Genomic DNA, 24,554 nt, shown 5'->3' with positions numbered 1-24,554 from the left:
ATGTAAAAAACGCAATGGAGATGATGCTCAATTGAAAACCATCCACGTTTCACCGCAAAAAATGGAGCAACAAGACGACTGGCGGCCGGTAGTTTATTTGTCGGGCGGTGCCATCTTGCGTGGGATGGGTGTGGGTTGGTTAACTTTGGGGGATCTTGCTGAGACTTGCGTTGAAGGGTGGCGGGTGAGTCGTAACCCGGCTGCCTTAAATTTTGATCCCATGGTAGAGACGGCCCCGGTTTATCGATTACGAAATATCCAGCCCCACATGATAGAAACAGAGCCGGATCACTTTAGTTCTCCTATGATCGCAGGCCAGCCCTTTTGTGTGGAACCCCTGGATATAATTATCCGGAAGGTTGGCAGATCCTGTGCGGCAATGGTGACCGCCTCCCATGGACGCCATCCTGTTGATGCAAATCTTGGAATTATTCGCGGGTTATCACAAGCTCAAGCCGTATGGGTCTGTTTTTGCCTGAATCAGCCCCTGTATCAGGACTATCTCAACGAATCTGATTCCATTGGTGCCCTGATTCGCCTGGGCCTTAAAAAGATTAAAGGGATGCCAATTTGCCCGGTGCCCGATTTTGTCCAGGACCTTGCCCCCCTTTATATGGGTGTTTATACACGTCTGGTGGATGCCCAGCAGATGCTTGCTTCGGTAAGGCAGCAGGTAAAGGAGTGGAGTGCTACCCAGCTTGCAGGCTTTGACAGGCTTTACTGGACATATTCGAAAAAGTGCCGGGGACAATTCTTCAACCCGCGATACATTGGTGATGCGCTTCATGTTCAGCAGATTGAGCAGGAGTACCTGCGCATTCAACTGATCGAACAATATGGCTTTAAATCCATTACTGAACTTGCTGTTTTGAATCCCATCAATGGAGAAAGGGTTATGGGTCAAGAAAGTAAGGTGCTTCAGATCGCCAACATCTCGGAACATCTTTCCCTCAAATTTCCCCTTTTGGAACGAACCCATGAAACCTGGCGCACCCAATACAGGGCGTTGTGTCAATATGATGTCCTGGTTTCCACTTTTGCAGAAAATGCCCGTGTGGCTTACATGGATACACCCCCCGTGGAGTTGATTTATCCAAGTGGCCAGATTGCGGCACTTCGGTTTCATCAATATCCGGGCGCCTTTGCCTTGCTCATGGAATCACGCCTGGTAAGGATGCAGCTTAAACGGCTTGCAGTCAACGGCGGTCTTCGATTTATACCCTTGGGACAGCTTGATAAAATCGTACTGCCTGAGCCTGATCCGGCCACCGCAAAATTCTGGCATGAAAAGGTGGTGGAACATCATGAAAAAAGTAGGGATGCCACAAAAGAGCTGAATGTGATATTGCAGCAGCTGTTGCCTGTTTTTAATGCTGCCCACGGAATCAGCCAAGGTACAAGCAAGCCACACACTATTAATCGGCTTCCAGGAAAAGGAGATTCGGGAATATGAGCGATCTTTCCCACAGGCTGAACCACATTAAACGCAGCCTTGCCAGTTCACAACACCTGTCTGAAATATGGCAGACTTCCCCCTTACTATGGCAGGAAATCGGCTGGCACCAGTCACAATTGCGGTTGTGGCTGGCGGTATTGCCGGAAATTGTGGTTCGCAAAGGTGAAAGTGATGATCCGGTTTATCAGATTCCCCAAGACCTGCAGAAAGGCGATGGTCAGGCAGATGACCTGGCAGGGGTGATCTGGCAGATTGTCAGTGCGTCAGGCCGCCCCATGCCCGTGGCACAGGTTAAAAGTAAACTGCCAACGGGGGTGGTGGCCACGGAACCCATGATTCTTGCGGCGGTCCGGGAACATCCCAAATTGACAACCATGGGGCCGGTTATTAAAGCCCTGGGCTGATAAAAATTATCGTCAACCTCCCATGGGGGCTGAAAACATAAAAGAACAGGAACACAGATGGCAAAAAATAAAGAGACCGAGCAAAATCTTGAAGTAGACTTCCAGAAAATGTGTAAACAATATCGTGATTTTCCCATCCCTGAATTGATCGAGAGCGATCTTGATTTTGTATATGCCGGGAATATCCACGGTAAACCTGCCGGTAAAGAGACCCCGCGCATTCTGGTGATTGCCCTTAAAGAGGGCAACTGGAGTTATTCAGACCCTTCCAGACTGCTGGAGCTCGTGTATCAACTGCTTGAAGGCCTTTCTGCCGAACTATGGCCTGTGTTTGCAGTCCTTGGAGACGGCAAGAATCAACGCTGCTATGAGCTCTTTACCGCCCGTGGCATTGACGCCATTGATGAAATCCCTTCCATTGAAGTTATCCATGAGTATAAACGGCTCAAGACCGATCCCACCCTGAAATGGTCATTAAAGATTTACACCAAGCTCATGCATGACCTGGACGGGTTCCATGAGCAGGTCTACCAGACTGTGAAAGATATGGTGAACGATAAGAACGATATTATCGAAGAGGTGGCCAAATTTTTGTTTCTGGAATCCTTTCGGGTCCAGCACGACGAAGAGATTACCTTTCCATATAAAGATGAGATCCTTGATTTCAGGACCGTGTTTGATTATCGATATGTGAAAGAACACGGCAGTGTTGCGGTGGACCAGATCAAGGCAGCCTTTGAAGCCTTGAAGGGCCATGAAGATTATGTGACAACCGATGATCTTGGAAAAAACCATCCCATTTTTGGTGGCCAAACCCATTTTCGTCTGGTTCAGCCCCGCAATTACGAAACGTTGTTGGAAGCCATCCAGAACCTGGGACCGGTTACCGACAACCATGGTAGGCCCATCGCGGGTAAGGATAACGGCACCCTGAAAGATGTGTCAGGGGATGTGCTGGGTCGTGTGTTCGATGTTTTTCTAAGGGCCAACTTTGAATCCAAAGGGGGGCTGGGGGTTTACCTTACCCCGAATCCGGTGAAACAGGCCATGCTCACCATGGCGTTCCACGATATTGTCCAGGATGCTGAAACAGTCGGGCAACTCACCACACGGGATGCGAACAACCGCCCGGTGTTTCGTTTCTGCGACCCCACCTGCGGTTCCTACGGGTTTGGTTCCGTGGCCTTAAGCCACCTGAAAGCGGCCCTTGACGATATTCCCATGGCTGATTCAGCAAGGGATGCCCTGTTTAATGACATGATGGAATACAGCTTTGTGGGCGCGGATTCAGCCCCCCGCATGGTGATGCTGGCAAGGGTGAATATGGCATTGCAGGGGGCCAATAAAGCCAAAATATTTTACACGGACAATTCCTTGACCACACCATCCCTTCAACCCAACAGTGTTGATCTCATCTGCACCAATCCCCCGTTTGGTACTCCCAAGTTCGGTAAGGGCAAAGCAACACAGAAGCAACATTACCAGAAAGATATGGATCTTATTCTGGACAATTTCAGGTCTGATCTGATCAATGTTTCCACCACTAAAGCGGATAAGATGGAGTGCCGACCCACCACCGGCGGTTTGGCCCTGGGTAGCAAACCCAACAACAAAGGCGAATGGAAACCGGTCAAAGGCGGTTCCATTGATCCGGCCGTGCTCTTTATAGACCGTTGTCTTCAGCTCCTCAAACCCGGTGGCCGACTGCTGATTGTGCTGCCCGACGGGGTGCTGTGCAACTCTTCGGACCGCTATGTCCGTGAGTATATGATGGGCACCAAGGATGCCGACGGCCAGTTTGTCGGGGGCAAGGCCATTATAAAGGCCGTGGTCAGCCTTCCTGCAGATACCTTCAAGTTATCGGGCACGGGTGCCAAAACCTCGGTGCTCTATCTTCAGAAGCGTAAGGCAAGCCCGGATCATCCGGAACAATTCCTGCCCGAACCCCAGACCGACGTGTTTATGGCCGTGGCCGAAACCCTGGGGTATGTGGTAAAGAATAATATCGAAGATTATGATTCTGGGGTGCCCAATGATCTGGATAAGATTGTTGGGGCGTATAGAAGGGCTGAATGATGCGTAGTTATAAAATAATGAATTCAAATCCGAGCATTGTTAACGTAGCGTCTTCTTTTGTTGAAGAAAGAGTTGATGCTTGTTACTACAAATCAATGCATTTAGAAAATTATGCTCGTGTAATTAGCTTTGGATCAAGTCCTTTAGGTCGTATTGCCGATGTGACAAAACTTTCTGGATTTGAATTTACAAAATATTTTACAGAGAATGATAATTTTTCAAGGGAAGTTCCTTGTGTAATGAGTCAAAATGTTCAAGAAAATAATCTTGATTTAACCAACACAATTTTTATCTCACGAAATACACATTTTGCCTTAAAAAGGTCGAGTCTTTCGCATGGAGAAATTGTTTTGTCATATACTGGACAGTATCGGAGAGCAGCTGTTGTTCCGGCAAACAAAGGCTTACTACATTTAGGGCCTAATGTTTGTAAGATAACAATTCATAAAGATGATCCTTTTTTTATAACGTCTTTTTTGAATTCATATTATGGTCAATCAATTCTTGATAGAGAAAAGACTATTTCAGCACAACCAACTGTCAATATGGCACGAATTAGAACAGTACCTGTAATTACCATAGAAGATTTTTCTCAAAAATACATCGGTAACAAAGTCCGTCAGGCCGAAACGTTAAGAGCGTGGGAAAGAAAATGTAAAAATAAAGCGGAAAATCTGGTTACAGGTGAGTTAAAATGGGACAATAATATTCAAAACACTTCAACTTTTAATAGAATTTCTTCAGAAGAACTTCAAATCAGACTTGACCTGAAATTTAATTCACCACAAAGGATTGCCTTATTAAGACATTTCAGAAAACATGATGTGATAAGAGAAGAACTTTCTAAGTTAGTCTCTATTTCTGCAATGATTGGTTGGAAAGGTCTTACGACAGAATATTATCAAAAAACGGGACCATGGCTTCTCCGAGGTATTGAATTTAACGATGGGGTTATTGAAACAGATAAACTTGTATGTATTGCAGAACATAAATATCTGGAGCAACCACAAATTCATGTGCGAGAAGGCGACATAGCATTTTCAAAAGATGGGACAATTGGCAAAGCGGTTGTAATACCGGCCTTAACTAATCGCATGGCTGTGGGATCAACAGTCGCAAGATTGAGGATATTAGACAATGTGGAGATAAATCCATATTATCTTCAATTTATATTAAATCATAAGTCTGTTCAAATTCAGGTAAAGAGCTTTGCTACAGGTGTTGCTCAGCCACATATTACACAAGAATGGATTGCTCAATTAATAATTCCAAGATTGCTTAAAGAAGAAAAAGTTGCTGATTTATGCTTGTCTCAGAGTATCTCAAAAAAGATTTCAAGTTCATTAATTCTGTCAGCTAAGCTGCTTGTAGAAGCCCTTATCGAAAACAAACTAACCGAACAGGAAATCATCAACGCCCAGCAGGCTTTAGAACGAGGGGACAACACCCTTGATCGTCAAATCCTAAGCCGATTAACACTAAAGGGGATTGACGATAAAGCGGGTGCTCCCCTGTTCCCTGATCTGGATCAACTCTATGAACTCCTGGAAAAGGCGGAAGAACCCTTGGAGGAAAAACCATGACCCTTGACCTTGACACCCTCCGGGAAGGCTGGGACTTTGAAGCCAAGCTGGCAACGGGCAGGGATGGTACAGGAGAGTTACCTAAATCCCTGTGGGAAACCTACAGCGCTATGGCCAATACCCATGGCGGTCTAATCCTTCTGGGCGTAAAAGAAAGGGCGGATGGCAGTTTTGAAGTCAAGGGGTTGAGCAATGTGGAAAAGGTCGAGCGAGATCTGTGGAATTGCCTTGCCAACAGGGAAAAGGTCAGCTGCGATTTGTTGACTCGTGACCGGGTGGAACATCATGAAATAGAGGGAAAAACCCTTCTGCTGTTGCGGATTCCCCGGGCCGATCGTCGACAGCGGCCGGTTTATATCAATAACAATCCCCTTCGGGGGACCTATGTCCGCACCCATGAAGGGGACCGCCATGCCACGGAAGAGAGCATCCGGCGGATGTTTTCCGACGCTTCCGAACGTCCTCCGGACAGTGAAATCCTCAAGCATTTCAGCCTCAATGACCTGGAGCTGGACAGTCTTGCCGCCTTTAGGAATCTTTTTAAAAGCAATCTGCCGGGGCATCCATTCATGGCCGGAGATGACCGGGAGATGCTGCGGCAACTCGGGGGCTGGGCCATGGACCGCTCCACGGGCGATGAAGGGCTGACCCTGGCAGGGCTGCTTATGTTCGGCCGCCAGCGAAGTATCCTTGATCATTTTCCCTACTTTCATCTTGATTATCGCCATCTTCCTTCAACTGACATATCCAATGCCCCCCGGTGGCTGGACCGGGTAACCCTTGACGGGCTTTGGGCCGGTAATCTCTTTGAGTTTTACCGCAAAGTGATCCCCAAATTGCGGGACGGTCTTCAAATTCCGTTTAAGATGGGACCGGACCTGTTTCGCAGGGACGAAACGCCCCAGCATGAGGCCTTGCGCGAGGCCACTGTCAATACCCTGATCCATGCCGATTACCAGGGGCGGGGAGGCATCAGAATTTTTCGTCTGCCCCATGGGTTTGAATTTCATAATCCCGGGCGTCTGCGTCTGCCGGCTGAACAGGTTCGTTCCGGGGGTAAAAGCGACTGCCGCAATCCTTCGCTGCAGCAGATGTTCCAGATGATCGGTGCCGGTGAAAAGGCAGGGTCCGGTTTTCCAAAAATACTTCAGGCCTGGCGGGAGCAGGATTGGCGCGCCCCGGCTTTGGAGGAAAATACCGAACAGGAAGAGGTTTGCCTGCGTCTGACAACCATCAGTCTTTTTCCACCCGAGGTGACCATTGAGATGGAACGACGATTTCCCCAGAAAATGCATTTGCTCGATGAAAATGGACGCCTGGCCATAGCTACGGCCATTCTTGAAGGAAGCGTTACCAACGACCGGCTTCAGGAACTCACGGATCAGCATCCCCGGGACCTGACCTTCCTTCTTAAAACCCTTGTTAAAAAAGGATTTCTGACGGTAAAGGAGAAAAGACGCTGGAGTTCCTATACCTTGGCACCGGAGGGGACGCATAGGGGGCGCAGCAGCTTACCCCATAAGGACGGCAGCTTACCCCATAAGGACGGCAGCTTACCCCATAAGGACGATAGCTCCCAACATAAGGCGGCCGAGACCTCACAGGGAGAGGACGTTTTGCCGCCTGAAGCTCCTGCAATTGATACTGACGCCACATTACCTGATATTGTTCGGGAGATCAGGAACCGCCAACGCAGTACCCCGGACAAAATGGAGGAGGCGATTCTGATTTTGTGTGAAAACAGGTATGTGATGCCCCAGGAGCTTGCTGATATGTTGAACCGGAAGATGAAAACCTTGAAAAATCATCTTTCAAAGCTGGTCAGTCAGGGAAAGCTTGTGTTGCGGTTCCCCGACCAGCCCACCCACCCGGCCCAGGCCTATCAGGCAGCAGTAACGGCAGACAAAGGAGAAAACCATGGGAGCTGAGGAACCATGGCTTGCGACGGTGCAGAGACTAAAACAACTGTTCATAAAAGGGGTTTGCCGTGTGGAACAGAGATCCCTTGCCGAACAGTTAAAAACACTTCTTTCTGGCATTGCGGCCCCGGCCTGTCCGGCATCCATGGAGGAAAGCCCCACCTCCCCTTTCCAGTGGATTGCAGCCAAGCCCCTGCTGGCCCTGCGTCAACGGGTGGCAACGGACAACGAGGCGGTGGCAGCCATTTTGGCAACGGCTGTTGGGATCCGGTCGCCGTGGCTGTCAATCATTGCGGCCCGTGTGAAAGAGGCCTCCGGGCTGAAAGCGTCCGAAGTTCTGGTTCAATTGGTGACCCAATTGGGTGAAGCCGCATCCTGGGTTGAAGCATCGTTACCCGGGGCAAAACTTGCTGCCACACCCTGGGGGGACCTGGAGAGACAGCTTTTGGGGTCGGTTGCAGAACTTGCTCCGGCAACGCCTGTTTTGTGCCGGGTGTTGTCTGCGGCAGCCTGGTTAAAGTCATTTCAAAGCAATCCGCTTACGGCGCTGAAACCGGTGGATCCTACGGGCCTGCGACCGGACATCAACTGGTGCAGGGGACGTTTGCTGGGATTGCCCCAGGCAGACGATGGAAATGCATTGCGTGGCGGTCCCATGCTGAATCAGATGATAGCCGGGGATTTTCTGCTCACCGGTGTTATTGAAAATAAAGGAGCTATCCAGGAAACCCATGAAATGGGAGCCCTTGCCTGGGTGCTGGCCAATCCCTGGGCGTTTCTGCTCACCTGCCTGATCTATGCCCAGGACAGTTGGGCCGCAGAACAGCAGGGGGGAATTTTGCTGGAACTTCCCGGCGGGCAGAATCCTTTTTTTCCGACCCGGATTCAGCTCCTTGTGGTGGATAAAGATGAAAATGAGGTGCTGTGCGGCACATTGGCCGGGTTGATCGTTCGTTTTCTGGAGAGCCGATCCATATATCTTTTTCCGGCAGCACCGACTGTGGATGAACTTGACACCCTTATGAGGCCTGTGGTGCAGGCACTGTTGACCCATCGGGTGTGGCGGTATTACGACGGCCTGTCCGAAGAGCAGGGGTATTATCGGATTGATCCTGATTTTGCGGATCTCTGCTACCGGCGTCTGGGAAGCAGGATTTTCCAGCGCTATGGCAGAACAATATGGCAGGAATTCAGACCCCTGGCTGAGGCGTGGCAACGGGAAAAGAGCGGTGTGGGCATGAACGAGCGAACATTAACTTTGATCCGAGGCGGTGTACTGTGAAAGAGATAAAAGAGGCTGCTGTTTCATATGAAATAATCGATCTTGCCATTAATCTGCATACCTGGGCAGCAACCGGTGTGTCGGATTATCCTCCCCGTGATCCCCTTGTGGGCCAGAGCCGTTTTTTTCATCAATACCGCCAGTTTATCCGAACGGTTGATCAGGATTCCGACAACTTTGCCCATGTCTTTGCCGTCATTGGTGAATGGGGACGGGGTAAATCCCGCCTGGGACATGAGCTTGTTTCCCAGACAAACGACTGCTCCCAGGGCTGGTATGTGCGAAACAGCCATCGGATTCTTGAAGATGCGGCCCTGTTTGACGATGACGCCGGCCGGGATGGCTATCTGGCCCTTTATATCCGATATTCACAGGTGGCTTCGGATTATCAGAACTCGGATAACTGGTTTGGTTTTGGTTTGTACAAGGCGCTTTTACCCCTTGCCACGAAAAAATTTGACGATTCCATCCAGAGTGAGATCGCAAAACAGGCCCTGCGCCGATTGAGCCCCATGGGGTTTGAGCCGGAAACCCTTGCCCATGTGATGCAACTTGATGCCGGTCATAGTGAAGAGGACCTTTACTATGATGCCAATCTGGTGACGGAACTTGTTCAGGCGGCTTACGCTTATCTCCATAAATTTGGCATAGATTATATTCTGGTGGTCCTGGATGAGCTTGAAACAGTGGCTGAAGCCGCCACCTTCGGCCTTGAGCAGGATGAAGCCAAGCGGCTGGACGGCCAGGCCATTCGCCTCATCGGCAAGGCCATCAAAGAGGAAGATCCCAGACGCAAACTGCCCTGGCTTCGTTATGTGGCCCTGTGTTCCCCCTTGCTGGGCCAGCAATTGAGGGAAATTCAGTCCACTGCAAGGCGTTTTGAACTGGTGGAGCTTGAAAACAACGCATTTGCCGATGTGGCCGATTATGTCAAAAAACTGGGGGAACAGCGGAAGCTGAGACACCGCTACCCTCCGGGATTGGTGGAAGCAGCCTATGCCATGAGCGGGGCAAATTTTGGCTGGTTCAATGTGATCATGGCCAATGTGGATGTTCTGCTGGATGATTACATCAATTCGGGCAAACCCGTGCCTGGGGTGGGTGAGTTGTTTGATGCCCTGCTCAAAAGCAGTGGACGTGTGGCCCGCTATATCCTGGATTACAAAGCCATTGAGGGCATCAACACCAGTGATCGTGCGTTGCTTGAAGCAGCCCGCAGCCTGCTGTTTGGCCAGCTTCCCCTCCCCCTGGCCAAGGCCGGTGATTTGACACGGAAACTGACCGATCATCAGAATGAATATGACGAGCCTGTGGCAAGCCTGTACCGAAAAGTCACCTGGGATCGTCTTGACTGCCGCAATGCCCTTGTGACGGCAAAATTTCAGCGGGACAAGGAGGAGTGGTTTTATCCCAGTGTGGATCAGGGTTTAAGTCTTGAAGGACTGCTTGAAAATTTGCAGACCTTTGCCATCCATGAACGGGAACCGGATGTGTTGCTGGTCCCCCTGGAACAGGGCGAATTCAAGCACCTGGTACAGCTTTTGTACAACCATCCCGCAGCAGAGTATGCGGCCGACGCCCTGTGGCAGAAGTTTTTTGGTCCTGAAAAACAGCTGGAACCCCATGAAGCCACCCATATCGGGCCAAGTGTGGCCATGCTGCTGCGTTTGGACCTGCGGTATCGCAGCCAACAGCAAAATTCAATGATTTTCAGGGATCCTGCCCATTCCGACAAACACAGCCAGGCAATGGAGGCGTATAAAAAAGAGGCTAAAAGTGTCGGTGCCAATAAAAATATGGTTTGCCGCACCCGGTTGACCGGCCTTTACCGTTTGCTGGACAGAAACTGGGAATATGCGGATCTGCCATGGCCAAACAAGGTCGGGCTGACCATTTTGACATCACCCAGGGCAAACGGTAGAACAGGCGGACTCATGCATTGTGATGGGTTGAAACTGCATCCCAAAAGGCAGGCCTGGTTTGCCTGGGTCGATACCAAGGATCAACTTGATGAACTACACGATCAGGTGGCCCAGATCAAAGGGGATGCCGGTCGTATTCCGGTCATGGCTTTTACGGCATCCATTGGTGTGAATGACTATTACGTAAAGGGGTTGAGCCATGAAACCCTCAGGGATGATATTTTACTCTACCACCTTAACAGCAGTGAAGTGGATGTGGTGGAGCGCATCGGTTTATTGCCTGAATACATGGCCGGTTTTGAGTTAAAAGAGAGTGTCTTTACAAGCAAGTTTAAAAACCGCCTGAATAACATTCGTGATTTTGCCTACAAGGCGATTCATCAATGGCGCCAGGAGTTGTCCCGGCGGGGCCTGATTGCATGGCCTTTGCGTCCCACGGCCAAAATAAATTCAAATGATCGACGGTTGCTGGCCGCTGCATGGCGGCTTTTGTGTATTGATGAGCCAAAACTTGGCGGTTTGTATGGGCTTACCGCAGATCACGGGGAACAAGGTGTGGACGTCGAGGCGTTAAGCGCATTATTGGGCCGGTTGCAGATTGATCCGACCCTGTATACCCAGGGGTATGAACAGGATGAACAGGCAGGTTTGTTCAATCATCTTGCCTCGCCCACCCAGGCCCAGGCAAGTTTTCCCACTTTTCTTGCCCGCATTGCCAATCCTGCAAAATCCCAGAGTTGGGATTATAAAAAAGCGCAACAGGAATGGTATTGGGGATATTTGTGGTCTGCAACGGGATTAAATGCAAAAAATGTATTTGATGACTGGATGTGGTTAGCCTCTGAAATCAATTTGCTGAAACCCCAGATGAACGCCGTAAAAGAAGGCGAGTGGATAACTGTTAACCGGGCAGGCCTTGAAAACGCCGTGACCGAAGCTGAGAACTGGTTGGACGGCGACAGCACCGAGGGGTATAAGGCCATTGTAAATCAACTGGAGAAGGTCTACGGCAGCAATCGAATTCGCGGGCTTTTTGCCCCCAGAGGTTCCATACAGGAAGGCACGCAGACCACCCATGCCCTTGAAGATCTGGAACGTGCACGCAAAGAGTTTGACCTGCTGAAGTGCCTGGAAGAGCAGGAACTTGGCAGTTTGTCCCCTGAGAGAGCTGCAACGCCCCTGGCCAAGGTCGTTAAAGCCCGGGGTATTGTTTTAAAATATGCAGCCGCTGTCTACAGTCGTGATTTTCCCCGGGTAACGCTTGATAACTTTAAGACGGTAAATCTGGAGGATCGCACCCAGTCACTCCACAATCGTATTGAGAAGGCACGGCTGTTTGCCCAGCGTGTCGAGCTTTGTGACCGGCGTGTGGGAGATCAGGTGCAGGCCTTGATCGAAGAGATTCACAAGGATCCTGGGGCTGCCCCGCCCTTTCCCCAACGTTTGTTTACCCTTTCCCTTGCAAGCATTACCCATATTTTTGACGGTGTATTGCGAAAATCCACAGATGGTGAGACCGCCAAAGGCGAAACCGGCTCAAGCAGTGATACCCTTTTGCACTATTTGCGTGATCTTCGTATGGATAAAGCAACCGAGCGTCTGGAACTCTTGAGCCATGAAGTCGGTTATGATCTGGCAACCGACCAGATGAAACCGCTTTCTGAAATTGAAGGGTATGTGATCGCTTGTTTCCGGAATTTCAAGCAGCGTTACCAGGTACAGCGCTCATCCCTTGAACGGTCAAATGTTAAGGTCGGTGCACTGTTGAAAAAAGTTGATCCGCCCCCTGCAGATTATCCCTATCCGGAACAGGTGGGAGAACTGGCTGAATTAAACAACAAATTGATTTTTATTGACGACAGTTTCAAAGATCTTGATGAAAAGGTGGATGAAGAACGCAGCAGGTTTATTACCCAGGCACGGAAAGGTAATTTTTCTGCCATCAAAGATATTCCGGATCGATTGATGAAACCCATCCAGTCCACCCTGGCGGGGATATCGGGTCAGATCAACACCATTGAATTAAAGATTGATGCCTATCAAAGAAAGCAGATGAAACGGGCCAACAGCGAGTTTGTGGAACAGCTTAAACCGCTTTTCAAAGCGTCCAGAAACAGGGATATCCCATTGATGCAGGATGCTGAAACAGCCGGTTTGACGCTTCTTGAGATTGAAATGGCCGTTAATGTACGGCTGGATAACCTGCATAAACAGGCCTCTGATATTTTGAACGGTACCGGGGTCACTGTTGAACGCTGGCTGGATATCGCCCGTTTGCTGTTAAGCGGTAATGAACCTGGGTTGAGCGTTGAAGAACAAACGGCATTGGTCAATCGCGGATTTCTTCGCGTAAAAGTGGCATTTGGAGGCTGAGATGGAAGGTTCCATATATCCGATCTTATATCTGGCGGGCTCGCTTGCCACCCACCGGCGCAGTCGTATTCTTGTTCAACTGCTTGATGCTGAACTTGCCGGGGATCTCCTTCCGGAAAAAGGCATGTGTCTGATGTTCGGCCAGGAGTATCAGCAGGCAAAACACGAGAAACAGAAAAAGTGGCAGGAGTGGTGCAAACAACCCGGAAGGACGCTCTTGTTGATTCCTCCTTTCCAGGCAGGGCAAGTGGGTGAGGGGGTAGATTGGTCCCTTGCCTTTTCCGGAGATGATCTTAAGGCTGAAAAAAACAGTGTTGCCCAGATGGTGGCCAGTGAAGTGACCTTTTTGCTGCAGAGTAAATTTCCGGTTTTTGATCGGACCCCGGGCTATCATTTGAATCATCAATGGACGGATTACACGTTTAACACCCTTTTTAACAAGCGGCATTCCGGGTCGGGGGTGTTTTGTGCAACCACCTTACCCCTATGGTCCATCTCTTTAATGGACGCAGGGGATAAACTGAGAAAATGGCTGGGACGATTGCATGAACATGCCGGAAACGCCTCTGAATCCAAGGGGGGTGTTGAAGATAAGGCGGTTTTCAATATTCTGGAACCCCAGGATTACAGTGTGTTGTCATGCGTTTACGCGTGGCAGACAACAACGCCAAAAGCACTTGCCGAAAAACTGGGCAGTCAAATAGTACCATTGTTTTCTTTTGATCTGGATTGGCTGACCACAAGTTACAATCGTCTGGAAAAGGCGGGTGCCCTGCAAAAGGGAGCGCTCACCGAGCTTGGGCTGGCACAATTACAAGAATGTCCCTGGTGGGGTCATGCCCAGCAGATGAAGGAGGTTTCTTAATGAAATCGGCACAACTTGCACAAACCCTTGCCATTGAAAGTCAGATCAGAATGCCGGGAAGTGCCGGGCGGTTATTGAAACAGATCCGGGATATTGAATCCGTTGCGCCCCTGTTTAAACGGGCAGGATTGGTAAAGGGCGTTGAACGTCCTGCCATAATGGATTTAAGTGTATCCGGCATTACCACCAAATCTTCTGTTATCAAAGCATTGGGAGGCTTTATTTTTGGTTCTGCGGCGGTTCGTACGGATATGCGGATCGATCAGAATCAAGTTTCCACCTGTGGCTCGGATTCCGTATCTGAGCTGGATGATATCGACTTTGAAGCCCAACGAAAACGGCTGGACCTGGTGGAGATGCGGCATGCCTATGCCCTGGTTGAACGGATGCTGAAAAATGAGTCTCCATCCCAATTGATTCTGCTGGATACGCCCCTTTTTATCAGCCGTGAGATGATTCCGTTGAAGCGGAACATTAAGCACTGGGCCGAGTATGAGAAAACCAGGAAAACCATTGGAAATTTTTGGGATGATTATCGTGGAATGTTGTTTCCCTGGAATCCTAACGGACCCGTGCTTGCAAGTCTTCTAGCCGAGCGTTTCAGTGCCGTTGTCAGTATTGCAAGGCAGGATCTTAGAAGCGATGAAGGCCGTAAACATTTGTTGCAAAGTGACGGGTTTGATTTCGAGAAAGCTGCACCGCTGCAAAATTTAGATGAAAAACTTTCAGGAATAGGTGATACCCGATTCATTAACGGTATCTTAACGGGGTTTACCCGAACCATTGCTTTTAGAATGACGGCGAATCGTTCCCGAATGGAACCGGCAGGAGCGGTTGACCATGGGGTTGTTGGATTTCACTACAAAGGCGGGCAGAGCAGCCAGATTAAGATGGTACAGCTTGCCGGTGACGAGCCTGAATGGTCAGGTGCTTTGCTGGATAGTGTGGCCTGGAAACTGATGGTCCTGGACATGCAGAATAGAAGTAATGCACTGCCGTTGCCACAACTGTTGGGGCAACAACAGTTGAAATTGCTGAATGACTTCGTTAAGTATTATCGCCGGGGAATCACGGATGCGCTGAAAAGAAACGACATTGAAGAAACCTGGATATCGGGTTTAGATGGAGAATAGATTATGCAATATCAGGTTTTAGGTACGCTGGTCGGAAATACAGGGGACTCACATAAACTGACCATGGTCATGAAAAATTCGTTCTCCGTCCGAAGGGGTGAATTTGTAAGGATTATGCACAAGGAGCGGATTGATGAACAGAGCGTTGCCGTGCTTGGACGTGTAACAGGGATTCACCGCTCCAACATGCTTTACAATGCGGGTTTTGGAGAGGGTGTGACAGAGTTGGAACTTATGCCCGGTGCCAACGTCACGGGTGAAAACATCTTTGCACAGCTTGAGCTGGTGGGGTATCGGGATCCTGTGTCCAGACAGATCAAAATACCCCGCAGGCCCCTTGATCCGGGTGCCCGGGTTGAAACGGTGGATTATCAATTTTTATGCGATTTCTATGAATTTAATGAACACGTAAGCTTGCACCTTGGCAATCTGGTGGGGTATGAGCGTGGTGAAAATACCGTGCCTGTGTTTCTTGATGTAAATAAGATGGTCACCGAACACCTGGCCGTATTGGCCATGACCGGTTCTGGAAAATCCTATACCGTTGGCCGGATTATTGAGCGCCTGGTGGCGCTGAATAACGGGTCGGTTGTAGTTTTCGATCCCCATGGGGAATACGGAAAGGCCCTGGCCAAGGGAAAGCTTCATTTTTCCGACGAGATAGAACAGGTGGAAGATCTGCGTGATCAAAAGACATTGCCCCAGATCAAAAACATGATTGAACGATTGCAGGAGGTCGGTGCGGGGATTCAGGTTTACACGCCCCAACACGAGTCCTTCCGACACAAATATGCCGGTAAAAATCATTGTCTGGCCCTCCAGTTTGATCGTTTTGAAATGGATGATGTGGCTGAAATTTTACCGGGCTTGACAGAACCCCAGCAACGGGTCTTGGATGTTGCGATTCGTTACTGGCGCCATGCAGACAGGCAGGAACCCAGGGACATTAACCGGTTGCGTTATTTCCTGGGGGATGGTCTTGAGGAAATTAAAGGGTGGGATGATCTTTCAGATGCCGAGGCCAAAGCATTGAATGGCCGCAGTGCGGCTGTTGCTTCCATGAAATTAAGCCGGGTTTTGAACGAGGCCCAGAGTTTTTATTCTGCTACCATGGCCGAACCCACCGATATTTACCAGATGGTTGGTCGACCGGGTAATAAAAAAGGGCGATTGGCGGTGGTTGATCTTCAAGGGCTCAGTGACACCGCAAAACAGGTGGTGTGCGGGCTTTTATCCAGTGAAATACTGCGTGCAGCATCCAGTAAAACAGATCCCTTACGACCCTGCTTTCTGATTTATGAGGAAGGGCATAGCTTTGCACCTGCCGGAGGAAAGGCGGTCAGTCATCGGATCATTAAAAAAATTGCCGGGGAGGGGCGCAAATTTGGTGTTGGATTTGGTATCGTCAGCCAGCGTCCTTCAAAGCTTGATGCCGATGTAACCTCCCAATGCAATACTTTGATCACCATGCGTTTAAAGAATCCGGATGACCAGCGGTTCATAGCCAAAGCTTCTGATATGGTCAGTAAGGCGGATCTGGATGAACTGCCGAATCTGTCAACGGGGGAGGCCCTTGTTTGTGGTCGTTCCATACCGGCACCGTTATTGGTTAAAGTGGGGGTTAAAGCCCTGGTGCATGGTGGTGAATCACCTGATGTACTGAAGGTGTGGGATTGCTTTAATGAATAAAATGGCTTTGTTGATCCAAAATAAGATGTCCATTGCTAATTTTGTTTCAAACGCATTTCCCATGCTTTGTGAGTGGGGCGTTGAAGATCAGGATGTCATGGTTCACAGCCTGGGAGTGAGTGCCTGGAATACCCTGGGCCATGAATTGGGGTTTATGGCTGTGGCTGAATGTCCAGCACCGTTTGCTGCGTTTGCCGATGATATTCGCTCTGATTCGGTCTGGTTTGATAAGACTACGGGACTGCCTGTGGTTGTCATTGAGTTTGAACGTTATGACGGGACGGAAAAAGGTCGGCAAAAGATGGGTGAGAAGGCTGAACATTTACTTGAAGCCAATCAACGATGGGGAGGTCATCCCCAGGTGCTGATACTGGCATCATGGAGTAAGGGGATGGTGTCTGTTCCTGATCATAGAAACTTTTGCACAATGATTCATCAAGGGTTTAAAAATCAAAAAGGCACCAGGGTCAATGGCAACCCTGGTGCAAAGTTTCTTTTTTCACGGTTCTGTTTCCAGCAACAGCTACAAGATAAAAAACTAAAATTAGATCGCATCTTGTTTGAGGCATAATATGAATATACATTCGGCACATTACCTGCCAGGCACCAACAAAAAACTGGGGGATCGCTATTTGTTACTGGAGTGCCTTGGGGATGGCAGTCACGGCTGGGTATGGCGTGCTGAACGTCTGGCCGACGGAGCAACCGTTGCGGTTAAAATTCCCAAACAACTCGTAAAAGAAGATCGGTTGCTGGTTGAAGGTAAGGAGTTGATTGGTACAACACCCCATGAAAATCTCATTCAGATTTTCGATATGGGAAGAGTGCCACCTGAAAAAGAGTGGTTTGCCATAGAGATGGAGTATTTTCCCAGTGAAAGTCTTGCCCAGAAACTGGAACATCGGGCTCGAAATTTCAGCGGCACCTATGAACGATTGCTGAACATTTTCAGCCAGGTTTTAAATGCCGTGGGCCATCTTGCTTCGTTATCTCCACCCGTTTCCCATGGGGATATTAAACCGCACAATATCCTGATCGGCCAGGGCGATCTGATCAAATTGACGGATTTTGGCAGCTCAGCATTGCCCGAAGAGATTTATGTTCGTACCCGGGAAAACGGTGGAACCGTGCTGTATGCGGCACCTGAATTTGCTGATTGCATAAGCCGGAAAGGTAAATTTGAAGAATTGCTAAGGGGGGATATTTATAGTCTGGGGGTGCTGTTGTATCAGCTGATGACGTCACGATTGCCCCATAATACCCAAAATCAGGTCAGGACATATGCACCCTTTCCAAAACCAAAGGAGGTCAATTCAGGTCTCTGTCGGGCATTGGAAGATGTCATTCTCAAAGCGTTGGCAAAGAAGCCGGAAGATCGTTTCAACTCCATTGATGATTTTAAGGTGGCGTTTAATAGAGCCAAGTTTGCTCAGCTTGAATATTCACCAGCGCTGCAGTTTCAGTCTCTACCCCAGTCAGAAGTGGACTGGGCCACCGACATTATAAAGCAGTTGGGTAACGGGGAGTATGAAAAGGCTGTAAAGGCAGCCCGGCAGGCTTATCTGAATACCCCTGAAGTAGCGGCACTCCTGCAATTGCTGGATGCATTATATCAGGCGGAAAGGTTTTATGATTTACAGCAAGAGCTTACCAATACTCCAGATGTGTTAAACCTTGACGGCGATGATGGTAAAACGATTCGTCTCATTGCACTTAAAACCATGCTGAAACTGCACCAAGTAGATGATATACAGCCCTTGCTGGAGAAAGCTTTCGAACTTGATGGCAATGGTTTTGAATTGAATTTGATTTATGCATCAACTCTGGGAATGCAGGCCCAATATGAAAAAGCCAAGGGTGTTTTGGAGGGCATGAATAAACAGAATCCAGGTCAGATTCAGATTCTTAACAGGCTCGTTCAGGTGTGTGAGCAGCTTCGCGATTATGAAGGTGCGTCCGGTTATCTTCGGGCGGCACTGAGGTTTGTGAAAAATGATGCAAAGCTGAATGATAAAAGGGTTAGGTATGAGGCCTTGGGGCTTTGGTAATATTTAATTTTATAAGCCCCGTGAATACGGGGCTTTTGTAATCGAAAAGGTTATATTCGGTCACCTTAACCGTTTTTATAAATACCTTGGATTCCATCTTTTTATCGGCATTCAAGGATAGGGTTGCTGCCATGCCTTCTCGGTTTGATCAGGTATATTGGCTGCTGCAAGGATGATGGAACTGGAAATCCAGTCGGTGAAATTGCCGAATCAGACCTTTAAAAACGAATCAGATGTGGAAGCCTGGCTTGCAAAATCACGAAAGATTTTAATTGAAAAATTGAAAAACGGACCGGTTATGGTATGAAACATGGTGCCCCATTGAAGAAGGAGCCGTGAATGAACATAAATAAACTCGAATTAGATGAAGCACTCAAGAAGGGAGAGAGCCTGGCGCTTGAGTTTAAGAGTGATCTCAAGTCTTTGCCCGATCGTGATCTTATTGCTGCGGTGGTTTCCCTTGCAAATACCGAAGGAGGGAACCTTTTGCTGGGGGTCGAAGACGATGGTGCCGTTACAGGATTGCATCCCAACCATCAAAATACGGCAGGCCTTCCCGCATTGATTGCAAATAGAACCACTCCGTCCCTATCGGTAATGGTTGAAGCCATCGAGATCGGAGGCGTGAAAATAGCCCGGATTGTTGTTCCCAAATCAAGAGGTTTGGTTTCTACGTCTGATGGGCTTTTGTTGAGACGTCGTTTGAAACTTGATGGCACCCCTGAAGCCGTTCCTTTTTATCCCCACGAATTTATCCAGCGTCAATCTTCCATGGGGCTGTTGGACCCAAGTGCGGCAATGGTTCCTGAATTATTGGCAGAAGATTTAAATCCATTGGAGCGCCATCGGTTGCGGGAAGCCATTCGCCGGTACGGGGGGGACCAATCTTTGTTACCCCTGGCTGATAATGAGCTGGACGGGGCGCTGGGGTTGTCAACCCTTGTTGATGGTGTGGCCAGGCCAACGGTTGCAGGATTACTTTTGCTGGGAAAAGAAACGGATATACGCAGATTGCTTCCTGCCCATGAAGTGGCCTTTCAAGTTCTGCATGGCACCAATGTCCGCGTGAATGAATTTTTTCGCAAATCGCTTTTGCAGACGTTTGAAGATGTGGAACAGCTTTTTAAGGCGCGGGTTGAGGAAGAGGAGATCCAGGTTGGACTGTTCAGGGTCCCGATTCCAAACTATGATCGTCGGGCCTTTCGCGAAGCCTTTGTCAATGCGCTTGTTCATCGCGACTTTGCAAGGCTTGGTGCGGTGCATGTACGGATAGATGAGCATGGACTCTCCATCTCAAGCCCCGGCGGATTTGTCGAAGGCGTTACCCTGGAAAATCTCCTGGTTGTGGCCCCCCGTTCCCGTAATCCCCTGCTTGCAGATATCATCAAACGGGTTGGCCTGGCCGAGCGTACCGGCCGCGGTATTGATCGCATTTTTGAGGGAATGCTTCGTTACGGCAAACCTGCGCCGGATTATACCATGTCTGATTCCTTTACCGTCATGGTTCAAATGTTCAATGCAAATGCCGACCTTGATTTCTTGAAAATGATTTTGGAGCACGAAGAAAAATCCGGTGTGATGCCCATTGACAGTCTGATCATTCTTGCCCGACTTTGTGAAGAGCGGCGTCTCACCACAACGGATTTTGTGAAAGCCACTCAAAAGCCTGAAGCCGCTATTCGCAGCATCATCGAAAAACTTTGTGAGGCCGGAATGGTTGAAGCCCATGGCGTCGGCCGCGGACGCACCTATATGCTCAGTGCAAAAGTTTATCAGCAGACAGGAGATAAATCTGCCTATGTTCGTCAGGCAGGTTTCGATCGAATTCAGCAGGAGCAGATGGTGCTTAAATATATTGATGTCCATGGTTCCATAAAACGGGCGGATGTGGCGGATCTATGCAAGATCAGTCCTTTCCAGGCCAGCCGGTTGCTGAAAAAAATGTCGGAAGCCGGGACGATTCAGCCCAAAGGGCGGGGCAAGGGAACCTTTTATGAGCGGAGGTAACCAAAATACGAGCGCGCACGTATTTTGCGAGCGCTGCGTAATAAATGCGTTTTGGCTAATTTTTTATATGAAACGCGTACCGAAGCATTGCAATCAGAGACGTTTCATCATTCGTTGTGGCTATGACAGATACCATGCTCCGGCCATGCCGGTTATATGGGAATAGGATTTTAGAATACATCCTTTAGATAAAACCTTACGAAATAGACTTGAGGGTACCATAAAGAAAGCCCGTGACATTGCCGAAGTGCGGCCAGGGCGTCGCTCCAGTAGATAGGAGTTGAGAGTGCCAAGCCATTGGACTATTTAAGCGAGGATGACCGGAACCTTCGCCGCAGACTTCGTGTGTACGGCCGTCAGCTGGGGGATGTCAGAAGCGCCAAAACACAAAAACAGGAGATGGATCGGCTGGTTGAAGAGGTTGCCTACGAGCACTGGCACCGCATGCTCTTTGCCCGGTTTCTGGCAGAGAACAATCTGCTCATGTATCCCGATCCTGATGATCCGGTTGCGGTCACCTTGGAAGAGTGTGAGGCTCTTGCCGGGGACGAAGGTGCAAAAAACGGCTGGGAACTTGCGGCCCGTTATGCGGCCCGGATGTTGCCCCAGATCTTCAGGCCTGATTCTCCCTCCTTTGAGTTGATTCTGCCGCCGGAGCATCAGCAACGCTTGGAACGCCTGTTGGCAGAGCTTGAACCGGAGGTCTTCTTAGCATCTGATTCCCTGGGCTGGGTGTATCAATTATGGCAGACAAAGCGAAAAGACGAGGTGAATAGCTCCGAGGTGAAGATAGGCGCCCGGGAACTGCCCGCCGTTACCCAGCTTTTTACCGAGCCTTATATGGTCAGCTTTCTGTTGGATAACTCCCTTGGGGCATGGTGGGCAGGTAAACGGCTGACCGAAAATGATTTAAAAACGGCTGAAAGCGAAGAAGCGCTTCGTCATAAAGCATCCCTTGATGGCGTGCCCCTGGCGTATCTGCGATTTGTACAGGATGAAGATGGTGCATGGGCTCCGGCAGCAGGAACCTTTGACGCTTGGCCGAAAACTTTGGCTGAACTTAAAACCCTTGATCCCTGTTGCGGGTCGGGCCATTTTCTGGTGGCTGCCTTTTTGATGCTGGTGCCCATGCGCATGGAACTGGAAGAATTGTCAGCCAAAGCGGCTGTGGATGCGGTGTTAAGGGATAATCTCCATGGTCTTGAGCTGGATCAGCGTTGTGTGGAGTTGGCCGCCTTTGCCTTGGCACTCACCGCCTGGTCTTATCCCGATGCCGGAGGTTACAGGGTTTTTCCAGAATTAAATGTTGCCTGCTCAGGGCTTTCAATTAGTGCCAAGAAGGATGAATGGTTGGCTTTTGCTGGTGGTGACAATTGTTAAAAGCAATTGTGGATTAGCTATGAATCTTGTGTCTCAACAGGTCCTATAAGTTTTGGGCCAAAATGTAAAAAGTTTGGCTTTAATTGAAGACAATATTTACAATAAATTTTACAAATATTAGAAATTTACTGTTTGGGATGACCTATTATTGGCATATTAGTTAATTGCGGTTTGTAAGGTATTTGTAACCGTTCTGACGAACACCTGAGATCAAAATGTAAAGTTTGATGTTAAGAGCCCCTTAACTTAGGGGCTCTTTTTGTTTTAATATGTTGTTTTCCCAAACGAATTTTTTTATCAAATCTTTATACCAGGACCAGTTACCTGTAAGAAATTGATACTGCCCGGCAACAATACCAGGGCTTAAATTTAATTTTTTAGCAAATTTTTTTATTTGCACCTTGGTAGTAAGGGAAGGTATTTGGTCCCTGCAGCCATCGGGAAAGAGAATGTTTGCAGCAAACTCATCGGCTCTTTTTTCAACTGGATCATCGCTGTGATCATTTATGTAGAGAGACTTTTTATTATCATTTATCACATGGCCAGCTTCATGGAAAAAAGAAAACCAGAATTTATCTTCACTTTTCCCTCTGAGGTTAATTATTATCATTGCCTTTTTAGGGGTTAACCATTTAGTCGCGCCGCTCCACGGCACTTTTGGCATCTCCGGTACCAACGAAATTGCGACACCTGCCTGTGCACATATTTGGATCATCTGAGGGATGAACTCTCGAGGAGATTTGAGAGTTAAACTTCGTATGTTTTGTAACGCCTGTTTAAAAAGAGTCTTATCAAAGGATCTACATTCGATATCCATTGCAAGAATTTCTCCAATTCGAATCCATGTAGCTGCATGTCCAGGTCGAGATTCGAAGCATTGAGAACGCCGTGTTGCAACTTTTGGTTCAACCCATATTTCTTCCCATGAAGAAACACTACTCACTCCAAAAAATTTTAACGTTTCCCTTAATTGTAGTGTTTTTTTGTCTGATTTCTGAATCAACCCTCTCTTTGTTAGTTCAGAAACGGGTATGGATTCAAGCCAGCCAATATCTGCATTTAAACGTTTCAGCTCTTTAACTGTTTCAAGCTGTTCTCGATATTTTGATTCTAAATTATTCCAAAATCTTGCAGGAACACCTGTGACAAGCTCAAGCTTGTTCGCAGTTTCATAGTTAATCGGTTGATCACCGTTATATATTCGATTGATCGACTGAACGGTCAAGCCTGTTCTTTTGGATAATTCTTTTTGAGTCATGCCTTTGAATTCTACCGTTTCTTTCAATGTTTCCCCTGGCGAGACGGCATAATCAGGGCTAAAACCATATTGCTTTTTTGCTTTTACCATATTTTCACCTTTTTAGTGGGTGTCTTCAATTTCAGAGATTTCAATCTGGTCAATTTTTTCTTTATTCATCCCACCATCGTCCCTCATTGGAATTGATTCATTCGCTGGGATAAATAACAACCGGTATGGATGATCAAGGTCTACAGAAAATTGTCCTTTCCGATTTCCTGAAAGTTCATGAAGGCGGGGAGGTGGAAGGTAGGAAATATCACTTAATGTTATAGCTGCACTTAATTCTGACAGTCTTTGCATAAGCTTTTTGCCTCCCTTTGGTCCAAGCTCTTTAACTGCCGCTCTTTTTGTTGAGCATATTTTTTGCAACTTTTTTGTCTTAAAGAATATATCCATAAAACACCTGTGTCAATAAAAAAGTTAACATGATGTGTTAATGTTTTTATAAAAACTTCATTATGTCAACATCATAAGCTCATCATCCAGCCCATACCGGCATAAATCCATGCGTGAAGAAATAGACAGAGCCATACTGCCTGTAATTGCTTGAAAAGCAAAGGTAACGGCGGCTGGGATTTGCATTAATGAATCCTACCTGTTCCGCAACCTTTATATTATCAATCTTTCGATTGATCAGATTTCGTCAGAGGGTAAGGGACTCGGAAAAAATAAAATTTACCATATGGCTTGTCTTTTTACTCGTCTTCTTCGTTGCATCAATTGGCACATATTCCAATATGCTCCAATTGATGCGCCTTGAAGACAAGCAAAAATCCAGCGCCCTATTGGTATATTTTAAAATTTCCGAGCCCCTAAATTGGTTAAACAGCGGTGCCCTTTTTCTGTGATACGGTATCTCTGTTTGCTGCTTTTGGGCTTGTCCGGAATGGTCATTTCCACCAACCCCTGTCCAAGCAGGGGATTTAAAAGATCTGTGTGGAATTTGGTCCGACCCGTTCTACCTACCATGGTTAATAGATCTGGAATAGCCTGTTCTCTCTTGCATACGGTCAAAATTTCAACTTGGTCCCGACTTGGTCCCAAAAGGTTGTTGGCTGGATCAGCCTGGGTCCAGTTCCGAAATTTGGTTTTATTTTTGAGGGGCATATTCCAGGGG

17 protein-coding genes are annotated in these 24,554 nt (G+C 48.3%); 14 read left to right on the top strand and 3 right to left on the bottom strand.

Going from position 1 to position 24,554, the window contains the following annotated elements; all coding sequences use genetic code 11:
- Window positions 1-31: 31 nt before the first annotated feature.
- The 14 genes from HRM2_RS24290 to HRM2_RS24225 all read left to right on the top strand — a co-directional run bounded on the left by HRM2_RS24290 (window position 32) and on the right by HRM2_RS24225 (window position 22,137).
- Window positions 32-1,453 (top strand): hypothetical protein, encoded by a 1,422-nt coding sequence (locus HRM2_RS24290; protein WP_041273487.1) that lies wholly within the window; start codon window positions 32-34, stop codon window positions 1,451-1,453.
- Window positions 1,450-1,860, top strand: coding sequence for a hypothetical protein (locus tag HRM2_RS24285; protein WP_015906666.1), 411 nt, complete (start codon window positions 1,450-1,452; stop codon window positions 1,858-1,860). The genes HRM2_RS24290 and HRM2_RS24285 overlap by 4 nt, the downstream gene beginning before the upstream one ends.
- Window positions 1,861-1,917: 57 nt before the next feature.
- Window positions 1,918-3,936, top strand: coding sequence for an HsdM family class I SAM-dependent methyltransferase (locus tag HRM2_RS24280; protein ID WP_015906665.1), 2,019 nt, complete (start codon window positions 1,918-1,920; stop codon window positions 3,934-3,936).
- 17 nt (window positions 3,937-3,953) lie between these two features.
- Entirely contained in the window at window positions 3,954-5,519 is a 1,566-nt protein-coding gene (locus tag HRM2_RS24275; protein WP_232364150.1) for a restriction endonuclease subunit S domain-containing protein, read from the top strand.
- Entirely contained in the window at window positions 5,516-7,447 is a 1,932-nt protein-coding gene (locus tag HRM2_RS24270) for an RNA-binding domain-containing protein (protein WP_015906663.1), read from the top strand. Before HRM2_RS24275 ends, HRM2_RS24270 begins: the two co-directional genes overlap by 4 nt.
- A complete protein-coding gene (locus HRM2_RS24265) occupies window positions 7,437-8,720 on the top strand; it encodes a hypothetical protein (RefSeq protein WP_015906662.1) in 1,284 nt (427 codons plus the stop codon). Before HRM2_RS24270 ends, HRM2_RS24265 begins: the two co-directional genes overlap by 11 nt.
- On the top strand, window positions 8,717-13,015 hold the full coding sequence (locus HRM2_RS24260; RefSeq protein ID WP_015906661.1) for a hypothetical protein: 4,299 nt from the start codon (window positions 8,717-8,719) through the stop codon (window positions 13,013-13,015). The genes HRM2_RS24265 and HRM2_RS24260 overlap by 4 nt, the downstream gene beginning before the upstream one ends.
- A gap of 1 nt (window position 13,016) precedes the next feature.
- Window positions 13,017-13,880: a hypothetical protein gene (locus tag HRM2_RS24255; protein WP_015906660.1), complete on the top strand. Its 864-nt coding sequence runs from the start codon at window positions 13,017-13,019 to the stop codon at window positions 13,878-13,880.
- Window positions 13,880-15,013: a hypothetical protein gene (locus tag HRM2_RS24250; protein ID WP_015906659.1), complete on the top strand. Its 1,134-nt coding sequence runs from the start codon at window positions 13,880-13,882 to the stop codon at window positions 15,011-15,013. The genes HRM2_RS24255 and HRM2_RS24250 overlap by 1 nt, the downstream gene beginning before the upstream one ends.
- Before the next feature lie 69 nt (window positions 15,014-15,082).
- The gene (locus HRM2_RS24245) at window positions 15,083-16,702 is read left to right on the top strand and encodes an ATP-binding protein (protein WP_232364149.1); all 1,620 of its coding nucleotides are present in this window, start codon (window positions 15,083-15,085) and stop codon (window positions 16,700-16,702) included.
- Window positions 16,695-17,273 carry a hypothetical protein gene (locus HRM2_RS24240; RefSeq protein WP_015906657.1) on the top strand — a complete coding sequence of 193 codons (579 nt, stop codon included), beginning with the start codon at window positions 16,695-16,697 and terminating at the stop codon, window positions 17,271-17,273. Before HRM2_RS24245 ends, HRM2_RS24240 begins: the two co-directional genes overlap by 8 nt.
- A 1-nt stretch (window position 17,274) precedes the next feature.
- Window positions 17,275-18,750: a protein kinase domain-containing protein gene (locus HRM2_RS24235; RefSeq protein WP_015906656.1), complete on the top strand. Its 1,476-nt coding sequence runs from the start codon at window positions 17,275-17,277 to the stop codon at window positions 18,748-18,750.
- A gap of 339 nt (window positions 18,751-19,089) precedes the next feature.
- Window positions 19,090-20,757, top strand: a complete 1,668-nt coding sequence (locus tag HRM2_RS24230; protein WP_015906655.1) for an ATP-binding protein — start codon at window positions 19,090-19,092, stop codon at window positions 20,755-20,757.
- A 297-nt stretch (window positions 20,758-21,054) separates the two neighbouring features.
- Window positions 21,055-22,137, top strand: a complete 1,083-nt coding sequence (locus HRM2_RS24225) for a DNA methyltransferase (RefSeq protein WP_015906654.1) — start codon at window positions 21,055-21,057, stop codon at window positions 22,135-22,137.
- A gap of 241 nt (window positions 22,138-22,378) precedes the next feature.
- On the opposite strand, the gene HRM2_RS24220 is transcribed toward HRM2_RS24225, so the two are convergent.
- The 3 genes from HRM2_RS24220 to HRM2_RS28215 all read right to left on the bottom strand — a co-directional run bounded on the left by HRM2_RS24220 (window position 22,379) and on the right by HRM2_RS28215 (window position 24,544).
- Window positions 22,379-23,485, bottom strand: coding sequence for a helix-turn-helix domain-containing protein (locus HRM2_RS24220; RefSeq protein ID WP_015906653.1), 1,107 nt, complete (start codon window positions 23,483-23,485; stop codon window positions 22,379-22,381).
- Between the two features lie 12 nt (window positions 23,486-23,497).
- Window positions 23,498-23,833: a type II toxin-antitoxin system RelE/ParE family toxin gene (locus HRM2_RS24215; RefSeq protein ID WP_015906652.1), complete on the bottom strand. Its 336-nt coding sequence runs from the start codon at window positions 23,831-23,833 to the stop codon at window positions 23,498-23,500.
- A gap of 399 nt (window positions 23,834-24,232) precedes the next feature.
- Window positions 24,233-24,544, bottom strand: a complete 312-nt coding sequence (locus HRM2_RS28215) for a Fic family protein (RefSeq protein ID WP_015906650.1) — start codon at window positions 24,542-24,544, stop codon at window positions 24,233-24,235.
- Between the last annotated feature and the right edge of the window lie 10 nt (window positions 24,545-24,554).

This window comes from Desulforapulum autotrophicum HRM2, from assembly GCF_000020365.1.
Lineage (GTDB): Bacteria > Desulfobacterota > Desulfobacteria > Desulfobacterales > Desulfobacteraceae > Desulforapulum > Desulforapulum autotrophicum.
This window is presented reverse-complemented; position numbering and strand designations above follow the sequence as displayed.